Genomic DNA, 19,530 nt, shown 5'->3' with positions numbered 1-19,530 from the left:
GGCCCGTAAATGCGACAGAAAAGCGGCGGACGACTTGCGCGCGCGAAATGAAGCAGGAATGATGCTCCGCTCCCATGCTTCCAATCACGAACATCGCCGCCTACAAGTTTGCCCGGCTGGAAAACCTCAAGCCCCTCCGCCAGCGGCTCCTGGATTTCTGCAAAGCCCGCAAGCTGCGCGGTACGATCCTGATCAGCGCGGAGGGGATCAATTTGTTCGTCGCGGGAGGACGCGAGGGAATCGAGGAATTGCTCACGGAACTCCGCTCCCTTCCCGGCCTGGAGGAGCTGAAGGCCAAGTACAGTGAGAGCGACGCCCAGCCGTTCAACCGCATGCTGGTGCGGATCAAGAAGGAGATCATCGCCTTTGGCGTGGAGGGCATCGACCCGGCGACACGCACCTCGGAAAAGCTGCCGCCTCACACGCTCAAGCAATGGCTCGACGAGGGACGCCCCGTGACTCTGCTGGATACGCGCAACGACTACGAGGTGAAGCTCGGCACCTTCCACGGGGCGAAGACATTTGACCTCGACCATTTCCGTAACTTCCCGGCAGCCGTCGACACGCTGCCCGAGGAGATGAAAGACGAGCCGATCGTGATGTTTTGCACCGGAGGGATTCGGTGCGAGAAGGCCGGGCCATACATGGAGAGCCGGGGCTTTCGGAAAATCTTCCAACTGGAGGGCGGCATCCTGAAGTACTTCGAGGATTGCGGCTCGGCGCATTATGACGGCGAGTGTTTCGTCTTTGATCAGCGGGTGGGGGTGGACCCGGCGCTGCATGAGACGGGCACGGCCCAGTGCTTTGCCTGTCAGGCTCCGCTTACCGACGACGAGCAGAGCGACCCGCGCTATGTGCCGGGAAAATCCTGCCCGCATTGCTATCGCGCTCCAGAGGAACTGATGCGGGAGGCGGCGCGCGCCGGTACCGTTCGCTTGCAGCAGGCGGCGACGCCATTGCCGGGGAGCAAGCCTTATGAGAATCGCCGTCCCTTCATCGTTCCGCAGGAGCATGATGGCGGGACGCTGCTTGAGGTATTGACTGCGCTGTTCGCTCATGAATCCGTTGAACACTGGCGGGCGATTTGCGCCGCGGGGCGGATGGAGGATGCCAATGGGGTTGCGCTGACCGCAGAAACGCCGGTCTTTGCCGGGCAGCGCATCTATCACCGTCTCCCGATGGCGGCGGAGCCGGATGTCGCGTCGGATGTGGTCGTGCTGCACGAGGACGAGGCGATCGTGATCCTGAACAAACCCGCGCCGCTGCCCATGCACCCGTGCGGGCGGTTCAACCGCAATACGCTCCAGTATTTCCTCGACCGTGCCTACGATCCCCAAAAGATCCGTCCGGCGCATCGGCTCGATGCCAATACGACCGGAGTGCTGGTCTGTGCGCGGACACGGCATTTTGCGCGTCTGCTCCAGCCGCAGTTCGAGCGGGGCGAGGTGGGAAAGGTTTATCTGGCGCGCATCCAGGGGACGCCGTCGGAGGAGCGTTTTGTCTGCACTGCTCCCATCAGCGCGGAGCCGGGGGAGCTGGGTTCCCGCGTGGTGGATGAGGGCGGTCTTTCGGCCCGCACGGAGTTTGCCGTCAAGGCCCGTTTTCCCGATGGGACGTCACTGGTCGAGGCTCGCCCGCTCACCGGACGGACCAACCAGATTCGCGTCCATCTCTGGAGTCTCGGATGGCCGGTCGTGGGCGATCCGGCATATTTGCCTGACGGCAGGCTGGGAGACGCGATGACGCTGGCGGTCGGGGATGCTCCGCTCTGTCTCCACGCATGGCGCATGGAGTTCACGCACCCGGTCAGCCGCAAGCGCGTGACCTTTGAGGCCCCTGCACCGGACTGGGCGGCTTAACCGTTGAACGGCGTCTCGGCGAGTCCGCGCACGTCCGGCTCGCAACGGAAGACACTTCCCGCCAGCGGCTGGGCGGCAATCTGCATCTCATCGAGGCATTCGCGCGCGGTGGTGATATAGAGATGCTCGTAGTTCGGCCCGCCGAAGGTGCAGCACGTGCCTCGGGTGGCCGGGAAATCCACGATGCGCTCCAGATTTCCCGCCGGGTCGAGGCGCAGCATGCAGCCGTAGTTCACCAGCGCACTCCAGACATGGCCCTCCGCATCGACGGTCAATCCATCGGGCAGGCCCTCGCTGGCGGGCTCGATTTCCAGGAACGGGCGGCGATTGGAAATCGCGCCGGTTTCCGTGTCGAAATCGTAGGCAAAGACCGTGTGCCGGAGGGTGTCCGTGTAGTACATGGTACGACCGTCGGGGCTCCATCCCGTGCCGTTGGAGATTGTGACCTCGGGAACCATCTTTTGCAGCCGGCCCGGCCCCTCAAAGCGGTACAGCCCCGCGTCGGGTCTGCCGATATGCACCTCGTTCATCGTACCGGCCCAGTAACGCCCCTGGCGGTCGACCTTGCCATCGTTGAAGCGGTTCTCCGGTTGATCGCCCTCGACCACGTCGAGTTCCTCCAGCTTCCCGGAGGCCGGATCGAAGAACCCAAAGTTTTTCTTCAGGGTGACAGCGAGGCCACCCGACGCACGCCGCACGATCGAGCTGACCTTGGTGGGCAGGGTGTGCGTCGTATTTGTGCGCTTTGCGGGATCAAAGCGATGAATCTGCCCGCGATCGATGTCGACCCAGTAGAGAACCTGCTCGCGCTCTTCCCAGAGGGGCGATTCGCCGAGGATGGAGTCGTGCTGATGCACGAGATCAGCGCGCAGGGTGGAGACAGCGGGGAGCGAGCGGGGATCGAGTTTCATGAGGTCTTGGGTTTTCCGAAAAGATGCCAGTGGCCACTGCCGAACGCATGGCCGCGGCCTTCCGGATGTCCGGCGCGGATGCTGAGGATGCCGCCTGCGCAGATGAGGAGGGTGCCGAGGAGCGAGATGAAATCCGGGACATTGCCGAAGAAAATCCAGCCGAGGATGCCGGAGAAAATCACCACGGTGTAGTTGAAGGGCGAAATCTGCGCCGCACTGGCATGGCGGTAGGCGAGGATGATGAGATACTGGGTAAGGGCATACGAAAGGCCCACCGCCACGAGCAGCATCCACTCCTGAGCCGTCGGCGGCTTCCAGGCAAAGGCGCAGACCGGGGCGAGGAGCACGGTGGAGATGCCGAAGTTATAGAACAGGATGCGCGTGGGCGGCTCTGTTTCCGAAAGCTTGTTCGTCGCGACGAGCGCGATGGCGGAGAAGACGGCGGCGGCCAGCGCGATGAGGGAGGCCGGATTGCGAAACATCTCCGGGCCCGGCTTGATGATGAGACAGATGCCGACGAGGCCGATGAACAGGCTGAGCCACACGAGCGGCTGCACGGTCTTGCGGAACCAGATCAGGACAACCAGCGGGATGAAGAGCGGCGCGGCATTGGAGAGCAGTACGGCGTCGAGGAGGGAGATCGACTTCACCGCGATGAAAAAGAGGAGCTGGCAGATCGAGCCCGCGATGCTGCGAAAAGCGTGCAGCCTGAGGTGCGAGGTCTTCAGCAGTCCCGGTCCCTGCTTGAGGACGGGAGGCACGAAGACGAGAAAGCTGATGCCGTATTGCAGAAACAGGAGGAGCAGGGGAGACACGCCGGTGGCTTCCTTGCTGAAGGCGCTCATGACGGACGCGCAGAAGAATGCCGCCGTGATCAGCGCGATGCCGGACTCCAAGTCTCCCTGTGACTTCTGGCGGTCATTTCCCATCGCGGCAGATACATGGGCCGCCGGGCCGGGAATGGCAAGCGGTAAGATTCACTTTCAGCCTGCCCTTGCCACGGATCGCATTCCGCCGCATATAAAGCCATGGACCAGTTCATCGAATCCCTGAGCGCCCGTCTCAACGTGGCTCCCGAAGCGGCGCGCGAAGCCGTCAAGATTCTCCTCCAGTTTGCCCAGAAATACGCAGCCGGAACGGATTTCGAGAAACTGATCGCACAGATTCCCGGCGCTACCGAGCTCCTTAGCGAACCCGTCAAATCCGAAGGCTCGAATCCCCTCGGTGGACTGCTCGGCGGTTTCCTCGGCGGCCAGACCGCCGATGCCGCGAAAGCCTTTGCCAATCTCCAAGCCGCCGGTCTCTCGACCCCGCAGATCACCGCTTTTGTGCAGGCTTTCGTGGAAAAATCCCGCGAGGTGGCCGGGCCGGAGGTCATCGACGGCGTGATCGCCAAGATCCCGGCGCTCCAGGCATTTCTCAAGACGGCCTGAGCCATGAGGGTTTTTGGCATCATCATGATCGTCGTGGGCGTGCTGTCCTTCATCGCGCCCGTTGTTCTCTCCTCGCTCAGCCATGATAAGGAGAGACGCCTCGATCCGCTGGAGATTCGGGCAGAGAACGGCGAGAGCATGTCTGTCTTTCCTCTGCTGGGAGTCGTGGCCATCGCGGCGGGCGGGGCGATGATCTTCGCCCAGGTGATCACGAAGAAGCGCTAACCGGACTTGTTTTCGGGAAAAAACCTGTCATTAGCTGCGACCAGTCCCCCTCCGGGAGACGTAGTATCTTCAACAAAGAGCGTTTTGGCGTGCAGCATGAAGGGTGATTTTTTCTCGATGCGGTGTTTGGCAGGTTTGCTTGGAGCATTGATGCTTTGCTCCTGCGCCTCGGAGCAGGTCGCATACACGCCGGGTGCCTACGCCCAGCCCTCGCAGGCGGACCTCTTTGACTGGCAGGGCTACGGTCTCACCGGCCCAGTGAAAATCGTCATCAATCTCACCACCCAGCGGGCGGACATTTACATCGGCGGGCAATACGCCGGTTGGACCGCAGTTGCGACTGGCAAGGCGGGATTTGGAACCCCGGCAGGCGACTACACTATCGTCGAGAAGGTCGCCGACAAGCACTCCACCATCTACGGCAAGATCGTCGATGCCTACGGCAATACCATCAAGCCCGACGCGGATGTCCGCCGGGACCGTCCGCCGCAGGGAGGCCAGTTTGTCTTTGCTCCGATGCCGAACTGGATGCGCCTGACGTGGACGGGCATCGGCATGCATGCAGGCCCGATTCCGGAGCCGGGCACGCCTGCCTCGCATGGCTGCATCCGCCTGCCGGATGAGATGGCGGCGGCCCTCTTCGAGCGGGTGCAGATCGGCACTCCGGTCGAGATCGTACGCTGAGCAGGCCTTCCCAGTGAGGAAGTCCGCAGCATTTTCTTTATCAGACGGGAAAAATCTGCGAGTCCGGGGCATGGCAAAAATCTCCGGTTTTCATCACGTCGCGATTCCCTCTCTCGACTTCGACGCGAGCGTAAAGTTTTACATCGACGTGCTGGGCATGACGCAAAAGATCACGTGGGGCGAAAAGCCGTCACGGGCGATCATGATCGATTCCGGCGACGGAAACTATGTTGAGATTTTCGAGCGGGCCGAGGCCTCGCGCGAGGAGGGTGCCATCCTGCATTTTGCGCTGCGTACGGATGATTGCGCTGCGTTGCTGGAGACCGTTCGTAGCGCAGGAATGGAGGTGACGATGGAATCGAAGGATCTCGATATTCCCTCCAACATCGGCCCCATTCCCGTGCGTATTGCTTTCTTCAAAGGGCCGAGTGGCGAGATCGTCGAGTTGTTCCAGAACGAGAAGCTGTAGCTCCTTTGCGGAAGCCGGATAGCTCAGGAGTTTCTGCGGCGGCGAATGACCAGCCAGAGAACGGAGCCTCCCAAGGCTAATGACATCACTGTCGAGCACTCGGGCACTGCGGTGACCGTAAGCACGAGATCATTGCCGTATCCGCCGAGTCCATCACTGCTCACCGAGAAAAGAAGGCCGTTCCCCGCGTTGAAGATGCCGCCTGCCGTGAGGTTGCCGAATGTACCCACGATGGAACCCGCACCGGTATTATCGAGGATGATAAATTGGTTGCCCACGGAAAGCCCGCTCAAACCACCCAACAGCGTGAAGGAAAAATCGGCAGACGCATTGATGGAGATGCCATTTGCGGCAACCTTGTCGGCGGTGCCTGTAGCGCCATTGAGTTCAAACTGATAAATGGCATCCGAGGCGAGCGAGAGGGAGCCGCCGATCGTAAACTGCCCGGCGCTGTTTCCCGGTGCGAGATTGCCTCCGGACTCGACGGTGACACTGCCTGAGGTGCCGCCTGATCCGGCAAGCGTCGCTCCGCTCTTCACTGTGATATTGCTGGCGACCGAGCCGACACCGGACACCCCGATCACGAGTGTGCCGCCGCTTATGGTCGTTGCCCCGGTGTAGGTGTTTGTACCGGTCAGGGTGAGCGCATGGCTGCCGGCTTTGGTCAATGCGACCAAGCCGCCGGATGATCCGTCCTGAATCGTACCTGAGAACACAGAATCTGCCGCGCCGCTTCCGCTGTCGGGGTTGATGGTCAGAGTGGCTGTTCCCGCGCTTGAGCGATTGTTGGTAATGACTGCCGAGCCGGTACCCACGTTGCTAAGCCCTGATATCGTCTGACTGGTGCGCAGATCGATGCTGGTATTGTTTGTGGTTTCAGCCTTTCCCAGCACCAGCGTGGTACCCGTGGGGAGTGCTCCTGCGGCGTCGAGTCTCAGGTTTCCATTTTGTATCTGGGTGGCGCCGGTGTAGGTATTGACGGACCCCAGGGTGAGTGTCACGGAGGAGACTCCTCCCTTGGTCAGGCCGTTGGAGCCCGCGATGTTGGCCTGGATGGTGGAACTCCTGCCCACTGTAATCAATCCGCTGGAGACGGTGAGCGTGTTTGATCCGCTCCCGATGATCGTGTATCCGTTCGTGCCCCCGGCTCCCAAAGTGAGGGAATTTACCGTGATGGGTTCACCCAGGGTGATCGCGGCGTAGGCAGTGAGGTTTCCCAGGAAGTAGGCGCTATTGTCGGCGCTGTTATTCCATGCAGTGTCTGTTGTTCCATTGCTCCAGTTGGAATTGGTGGAACTCCATGTGCCTCCCCCTCCTGTCGGAGCGGAGGGACTGGTTCCACTCGCATCCCAGGTCAGCGTCGAACTGCGGAGGGATGTCAAGGGCAGGGAGGCGATGGCGAGGAAGAGAGGGATGTGGAAGGGCTTCATGGTCGGGGTTTTTGCAACGCTTTCGCTTTTCCCTGCTTGAAGCAACGAACGCTCAACTCTATGTGTAGAGTAATGTCATCTCCAGACGCCTCCGGTCCCGTCAAGCGGGTTACGATTCGCGATATCGCCAAAGTGGCAGGAGTTCATTTCACGACGGTGGGACTTGCCTTGAGAGGCAGCGCGCAACTGCCAGAGGGCACGCGGCAGCGCATACGAGATATCGCCGAGCGCCTGGGTTATCGCCCCGACCCCATGCTCGCGGCGCTCAATGTCTATCGGAGAGCCAATCAACCTCGGCGCTATCAAGCGACGCTCGCCTGGATCAATAACTGGCCTGACCGCGAGGCTCTGCATCGCAATGAGTGCTTTCAGGAGTATTTTGCCGGGGCGCAGCGTAGGGCGGAGAAGATGGGCTATGTACTTGAGGAGTTCTGGCTGGCCGAGCCGGGCATGACGCCGGAGCGCCTCGTTGGTATCCTCAAGGCGAGAAACATTGAGGGGCTGTTGCTCGCTCCTCAGCCGGCTCCCAATATGTTCCCGGCACTCAGCTATGAGAATTTTGCCGTGTTGTCGTTTGGCTATAGCCTTCAGCCATCGGTCTTTCACGTGGTGACGAACCATCACTTTCACTCGATTAATCTTACGCTGAGCAATCTGTTTCAGCGCGGCTACAAACGCGTGGGGTTTTTTGGAGAGCAGGCCTGGGACGACAAAGTGGAGCATAGCTGGGTGGGAGGCATGGCCATGGCCAGAGCGTTGAATCCCGGCATGATGGAGGTACCTCCTTTACTCAAGCGAGAACCCAGCGACCGGGAACTGCGTCAATGGCTCAAGGTCAATCGCCCGGACGTGGTGATCTCCTATACCGGTGCCAGTGAGTGGTTCCATCAACTGGGATACAAGATTCCCGAGGATCTTGGCTTTGCCAGCCTGAGCCTCGCCCAGGAGATATCAAGCATCTCAGGGATCTATCAGAACAATGTTCGCATCGGAGAGGCGGCGGTGGATTTCATCATTTCCATGCTCCACAGCGGTGAGCGAGGTATCCCTCGCACTCCGACCCGCATTCTGGTGGAGAGCGAGTGGATTGAAGGGACGACTCTGCGAGACCAGCGGACCCGACCCGCGGCGGGCAAGCGCAGAAAATCCAATGAGCTTTCCGCAAAGGTATAGCCGATCCTGAACGGCGGTGTGGTATTCATCACCACACCTTTGCTAGAAACCCTGCTATCGCCCGAGTCGACGCTTAAGCTGATCCTTGTAGAGGGATGCCGGCTCCAGAGTATCTCCGAGTCCCTCTCCCTCCAGGAAGTTGCTGGTTTTTACCTTCGAAGCCGGCCCTCGCGTGCCGATGACATAGCCGTTGCCGAACTGCTCGGATTCCACAAGGATCTGCGGACGATCGTGCATCGTGCCCCCAAATTCAAAAGGCGACGCAATATAGCGCAGGCCGTTCGTATTCCAGAAAACGGATTCGGTGGTTGTGACGCCATGCACGGGATTGCCTCCCCACCGGCGATAAATAGCCTCAAGGAAATCTCCGTCGCACGTCATGTTGTCGAGCAGATTGGTCACAGAGAAAAACATATGAAAATCGGAGCCGAGTCTTCCATCCTTGGCGAGGTTGTCGAAGAGCACATTGCCAGAGGCCGACATTGTGCCGAAGTCATAATTATGACGTCCACCGGTCGCCTTGCATTTTGTAACAAGGCATTCGTTTCCATGTAGCGTGTAAAGATAGCCATTTCCTCCGCCGCCGCGATATTGAGGGTGACGCCAGTCGCAATCCACCGCTGTGATCTGACGGCTCTTTTCAAATTTCACGCCGTTCGAGAGGATATGGAGGTCGGGTGGATTTTCGGGTGGATTCCAGGAGTTCACCCTTCGCATCCAGCAGTTTTCGGCGGAGGTAAAGACGATCGCATGCGACTGATGGACGTCATAGGCGGCCGTACCCTCCTGGCCAAAATCCTCCTCGCCCCAGCCTTCGCCTGGATGGGCAGCCATTCCTATCGAGAAATCCTCCAGACCGACCTCGGAGATCGAGTGTCCGCCAAGCTTGACCACCCGGGCGCCATCGTCTTTGCGCAAGCCATAGCGGATGGGCGCATCAATCGTGAGCGTGCCAGCCGCCGGGTTGATCGAGACAACTCTCCGGAAGAAGACGAGTGCGCGATTCTTCAAGTTTTGACTGGTCCATTTTCCAGTCATACCCAGGGATGCGATGAAGGCATCCGTGGGATCATTCCGTATCGCGATAGCGTCTCCCGGCTGAAAGATGGATACATCGGCGACAGGAAGCACAAGGCTGCCATTGGCAAAGTCCGCAGTAGCCGGTGAGTTTTTGCCATTGGCGTACCACCACGTTGCATCGCGAGATTTGACCTCAATGATGGTCTTTTCCCGCATCTGGAAGGAGTCATTGAAAATATGCGTTTTGTCGGCTCCTGCTCCGCGCAGGACGATATTGTCGCCTTCCACACGCAGAACGACTTTTTGGTTCTCGGGTGGAGAAACCCGGTAGGTTCCCGGGGGGAGAAAGACGATGCCGCCTCCCGCAGCCATTGCTGCGTCGAGAGCGGACTGGATGGAGGCCGTGGAGTCGGTTTTGCCGCTTGGATCAGCCTTGTAAGGAGCAGCGGTGACATCGATCACCTCGCCGGTACGAGCGGGGATATCGACCTCTCCGCGGTGGTAGCCTGCGTAGGAAAAGTCATGGAGGAAGCGGTCCTTTTCGTCATGGTATCCTGGCTTCCAGTCCTCAGGGTACAAGGTCGACCTCCATCCTGCCTGCAGCGGAGCGGAAATGACGAGCGCGGAGGCGGCAAGCAGGAGGCTGGTACGCAGACGTGAGGTTTGCTTAGGTTGCACGATCGTAGATATCGAGAGTGACGCGGGCATCGAGGGGGGCGTGGTTGATATAATGCCGGATGTTCTCCAGTGCGAGTTTTCCGCAATGAGGAAACTGATCTCCAGTCGGTCCGGCAATGTGCGGAGAATAAATGACCCGGGGCAGAGTGGCTAATGGGGAATCGGGCGGAAGTGGCTCGTGTGTGACCACGTCGATGGCCACGGTGATCCGACCGGAGGCCGCTTCGCGGGCGAGCGCGTCCTCATCCACGATACGGCCGCGACCGACGTTGACGAAGACCGCATTGTCCGGGAGCGCGGCCAGGAGAGCATCGGAGACGCTGAGTTCGGTGAGTTCATTGAGAGCCTCGCAGTCAAAGAGCACCTCACTTTGGGAGAATAGCTCCTGAAGTGAGGCGGCGGGTGTGACTCCATGGCTCTGCATCAACGATGCCGGTACGCCGTCCGAATACGCCCGCGCACGCACTCCAAAGGGACGCAGTAAATCGACCAGGCAGCGGGCAACTTTGCCAAACCCATGGATGCCGACCGATTTTTCAAACAGGGTCTGGGTCGCCGGTATCTGGGTTTTGTCCCACCGTCTCCATGTAGGCAGATTACGAAGGGCCGCCAGCGCCAGGAGCAAAGCGTGCTCCGCCACCTGGGGCGCTGCAATACCTCCCCAGTTTGTCACCAGTCCGCCATCCTCCAGAAAGCTGCGCGGAACGACATGTCGCACAGAGCCCGTCAGGTGACAGACATACCGGAGCGGACAGTCCAGCCGTTGTAACCACGCCTCGGGAAGGGTGGGCGTTTTCCAGCAGGAAACAAGGATATCGGGCTGCACGTCCTCCAGCACCGATTGCCAGTCCTCATGACCTTCCGGATATCGAAAAACCTGGATATGGTCCGGATCGGGCGAGGGTAACTCTCCATTAAAAAAGATTCCCAGTTCGGTCTCTGTAAGGGCGAAGAGCACCCGGGTGGTGCGGATGGGGGAGAGATCATTCGCCGGCTCGGCCATGAGGCTTTCGCCGGCCGGAGTGAGAAGGCGTGTCATACGTGGGACTATTCTCCGATGGAATCTCCCGCCGCCCAATGGTCCTGCAACTGTAACTGTAGAGCTTATTTACTATACAGTAAGAGCTTTGCGAAGTTTGCGAAAGATGGAGAACAGGGCGATAAGCAAATCAATCCTGCCCCAGCACCCCGATAGTTTTTTCTTATGATCCGATTCCTCTCTCGCTTCGTTGTTGGTCTCGCCCTTGTTTCCTGTGCGATGGCCATGCCTCTGCAGAATCCCGGCTTTGAGAACGGTCTTGAGGGCTGGATACTCCTCGAGCGCGACCTGCCGGACCAGATGACTTCGGTCGCGACTGATGCGGCGCGCGAGGGAAGTGCAGGCCTGCGTGTCGAGGATACCAACAAGCAAGCAGGATCGAGCTTGGTGAGCCAGCCGATGCCCGCCTCGCCGGGGCTCACATACAAACTCGCTTTCTACGCCCGAGCCAAAGGCGCAAACAAGGGCGCAGTCTACCTCCGTTTCTATGACAGTTCGCAAAAGATCATCGATCCTCAGAATCTTCCGAATGTTGCGATAAGCAAAGCCGGGGATTGGGAAAATTATACCCTGGACGCCGTTGCTCCGGCAGGGACGGCCGCCATTGCGATCTGGATTCACAGCTGGAGCGGCGCGACCGGAACCATCGAGTTTGATGATTTTTCGCTGGAGGAAGTGGGCGGGAGCGGGGCCTCGACATCCTCGGCCTCGGTACCGGTGGCGTCGGTGGTTCCCGCGTCAAAACCGAGCGAGCCGACAGCTGTGATCACCCGTGAAAAGCCCGCGATGATCGTGCTCAAGCTTGACGATCTCAAAGTCAGCGGCGGCGGACGGCTGCCGACCGAGTGGCAACGTGTCCTCGACATTCTCAAGGTTCGCAATATCAAGGCCAGCTTTGGCATCATCTGCGACTCTTTGGCGAAAGCCGATCCCTCGGTCATCCAGTGGATCAAGGACGCCCACCAGAGCGGACTCGTCGAGTTTTGGTTTCACGGCCTCAACCACGACGTTCGCACGGAGAATGGTGTGCAAATGGCAGAGTTTAAGGGGCGTCCGTACGATGAACAGAAGCGGCGTTTTGAGGAGTCCGAGTCCCTGGTACGAGAGAAGCTGGGGTTTACGCTCGTCACGTTCGGACCTCCGGGAGGCGGCACTGTCGGCAGCTTTGATGAGGCGACGATCCGGGTGATGAATGATGTGCCTGAGATGAAGGTGTGGCTCTATCCCCAGCCTCTGGACGAGGCCGGGCGGCAGGTTGTGGCGGGAGGCAAGGTCGTGATCCTCGATCGAGAATGGCCGGTCAATATCGAGCAACCGCTGTTTGTTCCCAATGCGGAGAAGCTGGAGAGGGGATATGCGAAGTACCCTCAACGAGCATACTTTGTTCTCCAGGGCCATCCGACCCATTGGAAGGACGAGGGTTTCGTTCAATTCGAGAAGATCCTCGATTTTCTACAACAGCAAAACGCTGTATTTGTCACCCCAACGGAGTGCGCTGCCGCGGTGGAACAAAAGACCGCTCAAGCCAACTGACCTCAATGAACAAGAGCCTCCACCCCAGCGGCTTCACTCTTCTGGAACTCATAGCTGTTGTCTCGCTGGTCTTTGTCCTGGCGGTACTGCTAGTACCCATGCTGCGCCATTCGCAGCAGCAAGCGGCTTCCGGAGCCTGCATGAGTAACCTCCGAAATATCGGCTCGGCTTTTCATCTCTATGCGGCGGAAAACAACGGCCTGCTCCCGGCCATGCGATACCGAGCTTCCTCCGTGGGCGGCAATCCCAACCCGGGGCAAAATAACTGGCAGTTTGAGATTATTCCGTACCTCGATGTAGAGAGCACCTCCTTTAAAACGATCTCGCAAAAGTACGGCGGCCAGGGGGTGTTCTGTCCGGCATATATTCGGGAGTTCAAGCAAAACACCAGTGCGCAGACGCTCAAGACCGGCGGGTATGGCATGGCAAAGATCTCCAAGGATGCTTATGATAGCCGCACCGCCATGGCGACGATCGCCAACCCTTCGTCAACCATCCTCGCAGGTGATAGCGACGATTATCACCTCGCCATAGACTCGAGGACGTGGGCGAACGGCCCGGATGGCCAGGGTCGATTTGGCTCAGGCGATCCCATCAGGCATGGAACGACGGCCAATTATCTCTTCGTGGATGGACACATTCTTCCGATGACACAGGAGCGAGCCGAGGCTCTGCTGCTGGGCACGGAATCGCTTTAGCGAAATGCCACCCGTCGGGTGAACTGACCAAGGGGTTCGCGTTGCCAAATTTCGCCGGGAGGATATCGTCGGGATTTCTTCCATGGGCATTTTCGAAAACTGGCTCCTGACCATCGCCGACTATACCGGGGTGGCGGTTTTCGCTGCGACGGGGGTATTGGCTTCCGCGCGGAGACAAATGGACTGGGTCGGCGCCATCGTGCTGGCCATTGTGACGTCGATAGGCGGGGGAACCCTGCGAGATCTTCTAACCGGGCAATTGCCCGTATTTTGGATTCGCCAGCCGCTTTATCTTTGGGTTGCGGTGGGTACGGCGCTGGTCATGCTGCCGATCCTGCATCGCATCCGGTTTCCGGAAAGGGTGCTGGTCTTCCCGGACGCTGTCGGTCTGGCGCTCTTTACCTGGCTGGGATGCGAAAAGGTCGCCCTGCTGGGATTTTCTGGAATCATCGTGGCTTTGTTCGGAGTCGTTACGGGGACGGCGGGTGGTCTGATTCGCGATGTGCTGAGTGCACAGATTCCGAACATCATGCGCAAAGGCGAGCTATATGCCGCTGCCAGTATCCCTGGAGCCGTGCTGTATGTGGTGCTGCACGCATTCAAGATTCAGCCCTTATGGGTTATTCCTGCGGTCTGCATGGCCACGGTGTTACTCCTGCGTCTGGCCGCGATCCGCTGGAGATGGATGGTTCCCGTGATGGTGCAGGACTCGATAGATGCAGGAAATGATCGCTAAGGCACGGTGCCTGAGATAGGGCTGAAGCGTGCGGTTCGTGGCTTATTCTTCGAAGCTCTGGAATTTCGGGATACTCATTCTCATTCTTTTATTCGGGGGTGTATTTGGGGTGTTTGCCTACACCGGGTTACCTCTTTGGGGAAAAGTTGCGGCAGTTCTGGTCTTTGGTGGCTTGATCGCGCTGACCGTCGTGAATCTGACTGGCGGTCGTGCTGCCATAGAGATCGATGAGACGGGGATACTTTGTTACCGGGCGTATTACTCCCGTATCCCCTGGGATGCCGTCGTCTCGGCAGTGCGTGCTCCGCGGAGCGAGATGGTAAATGGACCGGATGGAAAGGGTGTGCGGACCTGTTTCTCCGAGGCTTGGCGGCCCATTGACCTCGTGGTGCTCGATCTCAATAAATACGCGACCGGCTGGCTGGCCAGATGGTATCGAGGCGCCCTCATGGCGATCCCCGGAGTTATGAATCCGCCCGTGTATGCACTGCGCATCGAGATGTGTGGACTTGCTGCTTCCTCAGAGGATGCGATGCGAGCGATTGAGTATTATCTCGCTCAGAAAAAGTCGCACGCGGACCGAGTGTGAGGTAGGAAATCGTTCATGGTTGGGCCTTGCGCTTCTGTGCGCCGGGTTGATAACGGACAGTCACATGGCGGTCGATGCATCCTTCATCAGGAGTGCGGGAGCCGATGCTGTCGAGATAGACGTAACGGACGTTCCTGTGTCGTCTGTGTACTCGATCACGTGATGATAGGAGCTCATGCGGGGGCCGGGTGTTGTTTCAATGGCGATGCTCCGGTCGGTCGCTTTGACACTGTTGAGTGTTAAACGTAATCCGGTTATAAGCAAAGATGATCGCTGAGATTAGCAATACTCCGGCTCCCAGCGATAGATAGAATTTTCCAGCGAGAGCCATGGTGAGGTTCTGGGTGAATTTGCCTCGCCTCAATCTGCGGCTGGTGAGAGGGCATCGATACTATGTATTAAGGGTTGTGCTACCTTACATGGCAATCTATAAGGCCCGAGAGATGGTGCGGAGACAGATTTCACCCCAGCGAAAGGTGGTATTTTATATCGGCATGGCGTTGCTAGTTGCCGGTGCGTTGCTCTTTTTGTCGACGTTTCTCTCAGCGGCTCTCCATTTTGGCGATTTTTCAAACTTCGCTGACCGTTCGCGTTCGATGATTCTGCGAGCGGTCGTTGGAGCGCTGATGATTGTCGTCGGGGGCGTGCTTCAGTCCGTCGGGCGTGCTGGTCTGGCTGGTTCCGGATTGAAGCTTGATCCCGAGGAGGCCCGGCGGGATGTCGAACCTTGGGCGCGAATGGGAGGAGGCGTGGTGAGGGATATCCTGGACGAAGCTGGCATCTCTCCAGGCGCCAAACCGGAGAGTGAAGTCCTGACCTTTGATGAAAAGCTGCGCCGCCTGCAAAAGCTTCGCGACGATGGGCTGATCAGCGCAGAAGAGTTTGAGGATACGAAAAAGCGTATTCTCTCCGACGTTTAGCCAAGCTGCCGGTCCACCCACGCCGCCATCGCCTGCATATCCTCGGAGGTCGGGGTGCGCTGGCTGCCTGCGCGACCCACCACGAAATCCTGGGGAAGGATGTGGCCGTCCTTCCAGATGTGAGCCGCTGGATTATACGGACCGACGAGTCCCGGGTCGCTCCAAGTGTGGATCGAAAGCAGACGGTCGGTCAATGCGGCGGCAATGTGCATGGGACCGCTATCGACGCTTACGACGAAATCCGCCCGGCGCGTCAGCCAGATCAACTCATCCAGACTTGTCCGATTGAGGAGGGAGAGGGCGTTGGCGGGCATGGGATCAGGAGGTGATCCGGTGCCGACGACGACCACTCTGCGGTGAGCAAGGGCATGACAAAACTCGGTGACCTGAGCTGGCGTTAACGATTTGCCTTCTCCGCGGGAATACGGATGCAGGAGCACGAAAGCCTGTCGGGGGGCGCCCTCGGGTTCGATGCCAGCGGGTAAGGGAAAATCCGCCTTCTCCGGAATTGGGACGCCCAGGGTCGGAAGAGCTCGCAGATAGCGGGTAACGGCATGGCATGGCTCTCCCACCAGTGCAGTCTCGTGATAGAAGCCGGTGGCGCCTTCCCGGGCATCCGAGAGACCAACGATGCGTCGTCCGCCACTGAATCTCGCCATGAGAGCACTGCGGAGCAGGCCTTGCAGGTCCAGGACCAGATCGGGTGACAGTCGGCTCAGGCTGGCAATCCAGGGGAGCGATTTCAAAATGCCAAGAACTCCCCGGAATTTCCTGCGGGGAAATACCACCTCGGCATCAAGCGATGTCAGCCCACCGAGCAGCGGTTGCCAGCGATCATCGATGAGCCATGTCAGGCGTGCCGCCGGCCAGTGATTCTTGATGGCGACGGCACAGGGCAGGGCATGGATCACATCGCCCATCGAGCCGGGCTTTATCAAGAGGATGTCCTGCGGTGCCTCGCCCTTGGAAGTCATGGGCCGATCCTACCGCCCGACGGCGAGACGCTCCGCGAGCCGGCGAGGCAACCCGGCATCAAGGATGGCGCGTTGGGCCCCCTCGATATCGTACTCGAGACGTCGCAGATGAATCTCGTTGGTATTCGTATCGTAGATGCAATAGGCGGAGCGCCAGTCGCCATCGCGCGGCTGGCCGACACTTCCGACATTCACCAGGTATTTCTTTCCCTGCTGGATGGCGAGCACGTCCAGTGGGGTCGTGCGCACGCTTCCATCGCGGATATAGGCCTTGGGCGTATGCGTGTGGCCGATGAAGCATACGGTGGTATGCTGGTAGCTGAAGCTGGCCGCTGCATCGAGCTGGTTGAATACATATCCCCACTTGTGCGGGGTATCGAGCGTGGCGTGAACGATGGTGAAATCGCGTACCTGCCGCTGGAGCCGCAGGGAGCGCAGCCAGTCCTTGTCCTCACGGCTGAGCTGCTCCCTGGTCCAGTGCATGGCCTCCTCTGCCAGGGGGTTGAAGCCTTCCTGCTCACCGATCATCGAGGCTTGCTCGTCGTGGTTGCCTTTGACGGCGGGGCACTCCAGATTGCGGACGATGTCGAGGCACTGCTTGGGAAAGGCATTGTAGCCCACGATATCCCCCATACAGACATAGTGGGTGCAGGCTTGAGCCTTGGCGTCGGCCAAGACGGTCTCAAGGGCATGGAGATTGGCGTGAATATCGCCGAAAATCGCAAATCGCATGGAAGGAGAGAGGACAGCTGAAACTAAGGGTTTCTACGGTATCCGTTCAGCCGGGGGGACATCCAGTTTCTTTTCAAGTTCCTTGATGTTGGAGATGAGGCTTGGCTTCCTCTCATCCTCCCCCTTGTCGTACAAATGCTTCAGCAATTCGTACGCCTGTTTCTCCTTTCCCGGGCATTTGGCCATGGAATATCCGGCCGCCCGTGCGTAAAACGGCGGAGCTCCCGGCAGCTCGGATGCTTTGAGAAAGGCATCTGCGGCACCGCAGTCGTCGCTCAGCTTGTCCCGCAGAATGATACCAAGCTGATTTTGGAGGTAGGCATTGTCCGGATTGTTGCGGATGCCTCGCTCGAGGATTTCCTTGCCGAGCTGGATGTATTGACGTTCCGCACGCTGGCGGAGGATCTCGCTGGGCTGCTTGGGATCTTCGCGTGCGGCGACCGAGGCATTGTAGGCCATGTGCCAGGATGCCATGTCCCAGTAGAGAGGAGAGCGTGGCTGGAGTGTGGTGACGGTATCGAACAGTCCCGCCATGCGGCCCCATTCCGTGCGCTCCCACGCGTTGTGGGCTTCGATCCACAGGATGGCGGCCAAGGGCGAGCGAAAACCGCTCAGGGCGGCGAGGAAACCCATCTGGCCGATGCGCTCGCGCAACTCCAGGTTCAGCGTTGGTTTGCGAAGGTGGGCTGCGCGCTGGTCGGCGTCGATTTGGCGCTCGACCGGCATGAGCAGAGCTCCGATCGCCAGCAGGATCAAAATCGCAGCGCCTTTGCGAATCATAGCTCGCGTCCTGAGAAAATGAAGGCCGAAACAGCGTAGTAGATCATGACGTAAAACACGCCGAGGCCGAACGTCTGGAAGAAAATACCGAGCGGGATGGCGGCACCGGCGATGACATCATCGGTCAGGTTGAATGCCTGGAGATCCGGAAAAAGGAGGGCAACGATCGCTACGAGGATCTTGCTCCACCACTGTGTGGTCACGTCTCCGACCCAAGCTTCGCGGGCGGTCGCCTGGAGATGGCCGATAAAGTAGACTGCCGCAGCTGCCATCACAGTGAAGAGCTGGGAGGTGGCAAATGTGGAAATGAGCAGCGTCATCGAGGCGAGCAGGGCCGATTTGATGAAGATGATCGCGATGCCGGGCAGCAGGTTGAGGTTAAACGTGGCATCGGTGATCTGCTTGAGGGCGGCCTTGATCTCCTCGGCGGACATCCCGGCGGTTGCATTCCGGGTTTCGGCCAGGACGGTCTGCTCGCGTGTCCAGAGAACCACGCAGAAGACGACACTCATCAACACGGTGAAGATAAAAAGGAGCGAGATGATCCCGAGTAGCTTGCCCATGAGGTAGGCATACCGAGGCACAGGCTTGGACAGGAGGGTATAGATGGTCCGGTCTTCCAGATCCTTTGGGAGAAAACCCGCCGTCGCGAGAATGGCCAGGAGCGATGTGAAGATCGACATCGCTCCGAGGCACACGTCCTTGAGCATTTGAAACTCCTCCTGGAAGGTCAGCTTCGCCATGAAGATCGAGCTGCCGATCGCACAGAGTGCGAAGACGAGGAGAATGTTGAAGACTTTCTGCCGGATCAGATCCGTCAGGGTATTCTTCGCGATGGGGAGGACCGAGTTCAGCATGTGGATGGTTTAGGATGCCTTGCGGGGGGCCCGGGGGACCGGGAACCGGGTGCCAACATCGCCGAAAACGGCGGCTTCGGCAATCTGTCCGCGTTTCTTTCCGTCGATGATGCTGACGGGGATGTTTCCGGAAAGGGCGAGTTGCACCGCCTCGAGCTTGGTTTTCATTCCGCCGACGGAGAGTTCGCCTTTCTCGGGGCGCACATGGCGCAGGGCGTCCTCCATTTTGCGGATGATGGGGAGGCGGCGGCCGGTATTGTCGGTCAGGCCATTGGAACTGGTAAGAATGATCAGGCGTTTGGCGCGGACGAGGAGGGCGACCTCGGCGGAGAGGCGATCATTGTCCCCGAAACGCAACTCCTCCACCGCGACGGAGTCATTCTCGTTTACGATGGGGATGATCTCATGGCTGTTCAGCAGGCGCTCAATGGTGTTGCGGGCATTCTTGCGGCGCATGCGACTGTCGACATCCTCGTGGGTGAGCAGCATCTGAGCGACATTGAGGCCATGACGGCGGAAGGCGGTGGACCACATTCGCATCAGCTCAGGCTGGCCCGCAGCTGCACAAGCCTGCTTGCCTGGCAGGTCGTCTGGGCGCTTGGAAAGCCCGAGAACCGGGATGCCTGCCGCAATGGCGGCGCTGCTGACGATGACTACGGATTTGCCGGCTTTCACGAGGACGGAAACCTCATCGGCAATACGACGGAACTGGGCTGCGTCGAGGGCGCGGCCATCGAGGCGGGAAAGCACACCTGTGCCAAACTTCAAGACGATGCGAGACATAGAGAGA

Annotated in this window: 20 protein-coding genes and 1 pseudogene; 11 read left to right on the top strand and 10 right to left on the bottom strand. The window is 59.2% G+C overall.

Annotation, left to right across the window (positions count from 1 at the left end):
• The first annotated feature begins 74 nt into the window (after positions 1 to 74).
• On the top strand, positions 75 to 1,859 hold the full coding sequence (gene trhO / locus TSACC_RS13685) for an oxygen-dependent tRNA uridine(34) hydroxylase TrhO (RefSeq protein WP_075079812.1): 1,785 nt from the start codon (positions 75 to 77) through the stop codon (positions 1,857 to 1,859).
• Here the strand turns inward: trhO and TSACC_RS13680 are convergent.
• Both TSACC_RS13680 and TSACC_RS13675 read right to left on the bottom strand, forming a co-directional pair.
• Entirely contained in the window at positions 1,856 to 2,770 is a 915-nt protein-coding gene (locus tag TSACC_RS13680) for an SMP-30/gluconolactonase/LRE family protein (protein WP_075079811.1), read from the bottom strand. The genes trhO and TSACC_RS13680 overlap by 4 nt on opposite strands.
• Positions 2,767 to 3,699: a DMT family transporter gene (locus TSACC_RS13675; RefSeq protein WP_075079810.1), complete on the bottom strand. Its 933-nt coding sequence runs from the start codon at positions 3,697 to 3,699 to the stop codon at positions 2,767 to 2,769. Before TSACC_RS13675 ends, TSACC_RS13680 begins: the two co-directional genes overlap by 4 nt.
• A 96-nt stretch (positions 3,700 to 3,795) precedes the next feature.
• On the opposite strand from TSACC_RS13675, the pseudogene TSACC_RS13670 reads away from it, so the two are divergent.
• From TSACC_RS13670 to TSACC_RS13655, 4 genes and pseudogenes are all read left to right on the top strand, one after another.
• Positions 3,796 to 4,203, top strand: a pseudogene (locus TSACC_RS13670) (DUF2780 domain-containing protein); the annotation flags it as partial.
• A 3-nt stretch (positions 4,204 to 4,206) separates the two neighbouring features.
• Positions 4,207 to 4,428, top strand: a complete 222-nt coding sequence (locus tag TSACC_RS13665) for a hypothetical protein (protein ID WP_075079808.1) — start codon at positions 4,207 to 4,209, stop codon at positions 4,426 to 4,428.
• Between the two features lie 126 nt (positions 4,429 to 4,554).
• Positions 4,555 to 5,112, top strand: coding sequence for a L,D-transpeptidase (locus tag TSACC_RS13660; RefSeq protein WP_237763976.1), 558 nt, complete (start codon positions 4,555 to 4,557; stop codon positions 5,110 to 5,112).
• Positions 5,113 to 5,182: 70 nt separating this feature from the next.
• On the top strand, positions 5,183 to 5,581 hold the full coding sequence (locus TSACC_RS13655; protein ID WP_075079807.1) for a VOC family protein: 399 nt from the start codon (positions 5,183 to 5,185) through the stop codon (positions 5,579 to 5,581).
• A 23-nt stretch (positions 5,582 to 5,604) separates the two neighbouring features.
• Here the strand turns inward: TSACC_RS13655 and TSACC_RS13650 are convergent, their stop codons facing one another.
• On the bottom strand, positions 5,605 to 7,011 hold the full coding sequence (locus tag TSACC_RS13650) for a beta strand repeat-containing protein (protein WP_075079806.1): 1,407 nt from the start codon (positions 7,009 to 7,011) through the stop codon (positions 5,605 to 5,607).
• 72 nt (positions 7,012 to 7,083) lie between these two features.
• On the opposite strand from TSACC_RS13650, the gene TSACC_RS13645 reads away from it, so the two are divergent.
• Complete coding sequence (locus TSACC_RS13645) at positions 7,084 to 8,184, top strand: LacI family DNA-binding transcriptional regulator (protein ID WP_075079805.1); 1,101 nt, start codon at positions 7,084 to 7,086, stop codon at positions 8,182 to 8,184.
• Positions 8,185 to 8,238: 54 nt separating this feature from the next.
• Here the strand turns inward: TSACC_RS13645 and TSACC_RS13640 are convergent, their stop codons facing one another.
• On the bottom strand, positions 8,239 to 9,882 hold the full coding sequence (locus tag TSACC_RS13640; protein WP_237763975.1) for a glycosyl hydrolase family 28-related protein: 1,644 nt from the start codon (positions 9,880 to 9,882) through the stop codon (positions 8,239 to 8,241).
• Positions 9,872 to 10,921 (bottom strand): hydroxyacid dehydrogenase, encoded by a 1,050-nt coding sequence (locus TSACC_RS13635; protein WP_101927846.1) that lies wholly within the window; start codon positions 10,919 to 10,921, stop codon positions 9,872 to 9,874. Before TSACC_RS13635 ends, TSACC_RS13640 begins: the two co-directional genes overlap by 11 nt.
• Before the next feature lie 165 nt (positions 10,922 to 11,086).
• Between TSACC_RS13635 and TSACC_RS13630 the strand changes: the two genes are divergently transcribed.
• The 5 genes from TSACC_RS13630 to TSACC_RS22420 all read left to right on the top strand — a co-directional run bounded on the left by TSACC_RS13630 (position 11,087) and on the right by TSACC_RS22420 (position 15,397).
• A complete protein-coding gene (locus TSACC_RS13630) occupies positions 11,087 to 12,454 on the top strand; it encodes a polysaccharide deacetylase family protein (RefSeq protein ID WP_075079804.1) in 1,368 nt (455 codons plus the stop codon).
• A gap of 5 nt (positions 12,455 to 12,459) precedes the next feature.
• Complete coding sequence (locus TSACC_RS13625) at positions 12,460 to 13,152, top strand: prepilin-type N-terminal cleavage/methylation domain-containing protein (protein ID WP_075079803.1); 693 nt, start codon at positions 12,460 to 12,462, stop codon at positions 13,150 to 13,152.
• 82 nt (positions 13,153 to 13,234) lie between these two features.
• The gene (locus TSACC_RS13620) at positions 13,235 to 13,888 is read left to right on the top strand and encodes a trimeric intracellular cation channel family protein (RefSeq protein WP_075079802.1); all 654 of its coding nucleotides are present in this window, start codon (positions 13,235 to 13,237) and stop codon (positions 13,886 to 13,888) included.
• A 37-nt stretch (positions 13,889 to 13,925) separates the two neighbouring features.
• A complete protein-coding gene (locus TSACC_RS13615) occupies positions 13,926 to 14,477 on the top strand; it encodes a hypothetical protein (RefSeq protein WP_153811426.1) in 552 nt (183 codons plus the stop codon).
• A 419-nt stretch (positions 14,478 to 14,896) separates the two neighbouring features.
• Positions 14,897 to 15,397 (top strand): SHOCT domain-containing protein, encoded by a 501-nt coding sequence (locus TSACC_RS22420; protein ID WP_237763974.1) that lies wholly within the window; start codon positions 14,897 to 14,899, stop codon positions 15,395 to 15,397.
• Here the strand turns inward: TSACC_RS22420 and TSACC_RS13605 are convergent.
• From TSACC_RS13605 to proB, 5 genes are read right to left on the bottom strand one after another with little or no spacing between them, the layout of a single operon-like run.
• Complete coding sequence (locus TSACC_RS13605) at positions 15,394 to 16,371, bottom strand: glycosyltransferase family 9 protein (protein ID WP_075079799.1); 978 nt, start codon at positions 16,369 to 16,371, stop codon at positions 15,394 to 15,396. The genes TSACC_RS22420 and TSACC_RS13605 overlap by 4 nt on opposite strands.
• Before the next feature lie 9 nt (positions 16,372 to 16,380).
• Positions 16,381 to 17,103 carry a metallophosphoesterase family protein gene (locus TSACC_RS13600; RefSeq protein ID WP_075079798.1) on the bottom strand — a complete coding sequence of 241 codons (723 nt, stop codon included), beginning with the start codon at positions 17,101 to 17,103 and terminating at the stop codon, positions 16,381 to 16,383.
• Between the two features lie 33 nt (positions 17,104 to 17,136).
• Entirely contained in the window at positions 17,137 to 17,883 is a 747-nt protein-coding gene (locus tag TSACC_RS13595; RefSeq protein ID WP_075079797.1) for a hypothetical protein, read from the bottom strand.
• Positions 17,880 to 18,740, bottom strand: a complete 861-nt coding sequence (locus TSACC_RS13590; RefSeq protein ID WP_075079796.1) for an ABC transporter permease — start codon at positions 18,738 to 18,740, stop codon at positions 17,880 to 17,882. The genes TSACC_RS13595 and TSACC_RS13590 overlap by 4 nt, the downstream gene beginning before the upstream one ends.
• Before the next feature lie 9 nt (positions 18,741 to 18,749).
• Entirely contained in the window at positions 18,750 to 19,523 is a 774-nt protein-coding gene (gene proB, locus TSACC_RS13585; RefSeq protein ID WP_075079795.1) for a glutamate 5-kinase, read from the bottom strand.
• Positions 19,524 to 19,530: the final 7 nt, after the last annotated feature.

It is taken from the genome of Terrimicrobium sacchariphilum, from assembly GCF_001613545.1.
Classification (GTDB): domain Bacteria; phylum Verrucomicrobiota; class Verrucomicrobiia; order Chthoniobacterales; family Terrimicrobiaceae; genus Terrimicrobium; species Terrimicrobium sacchariphilum.
The sequence above is the reverse complement of the archived record's forward strand: the minus strand, read 5'-3'. Positions and strand labels throughout refer to the sequence as shown.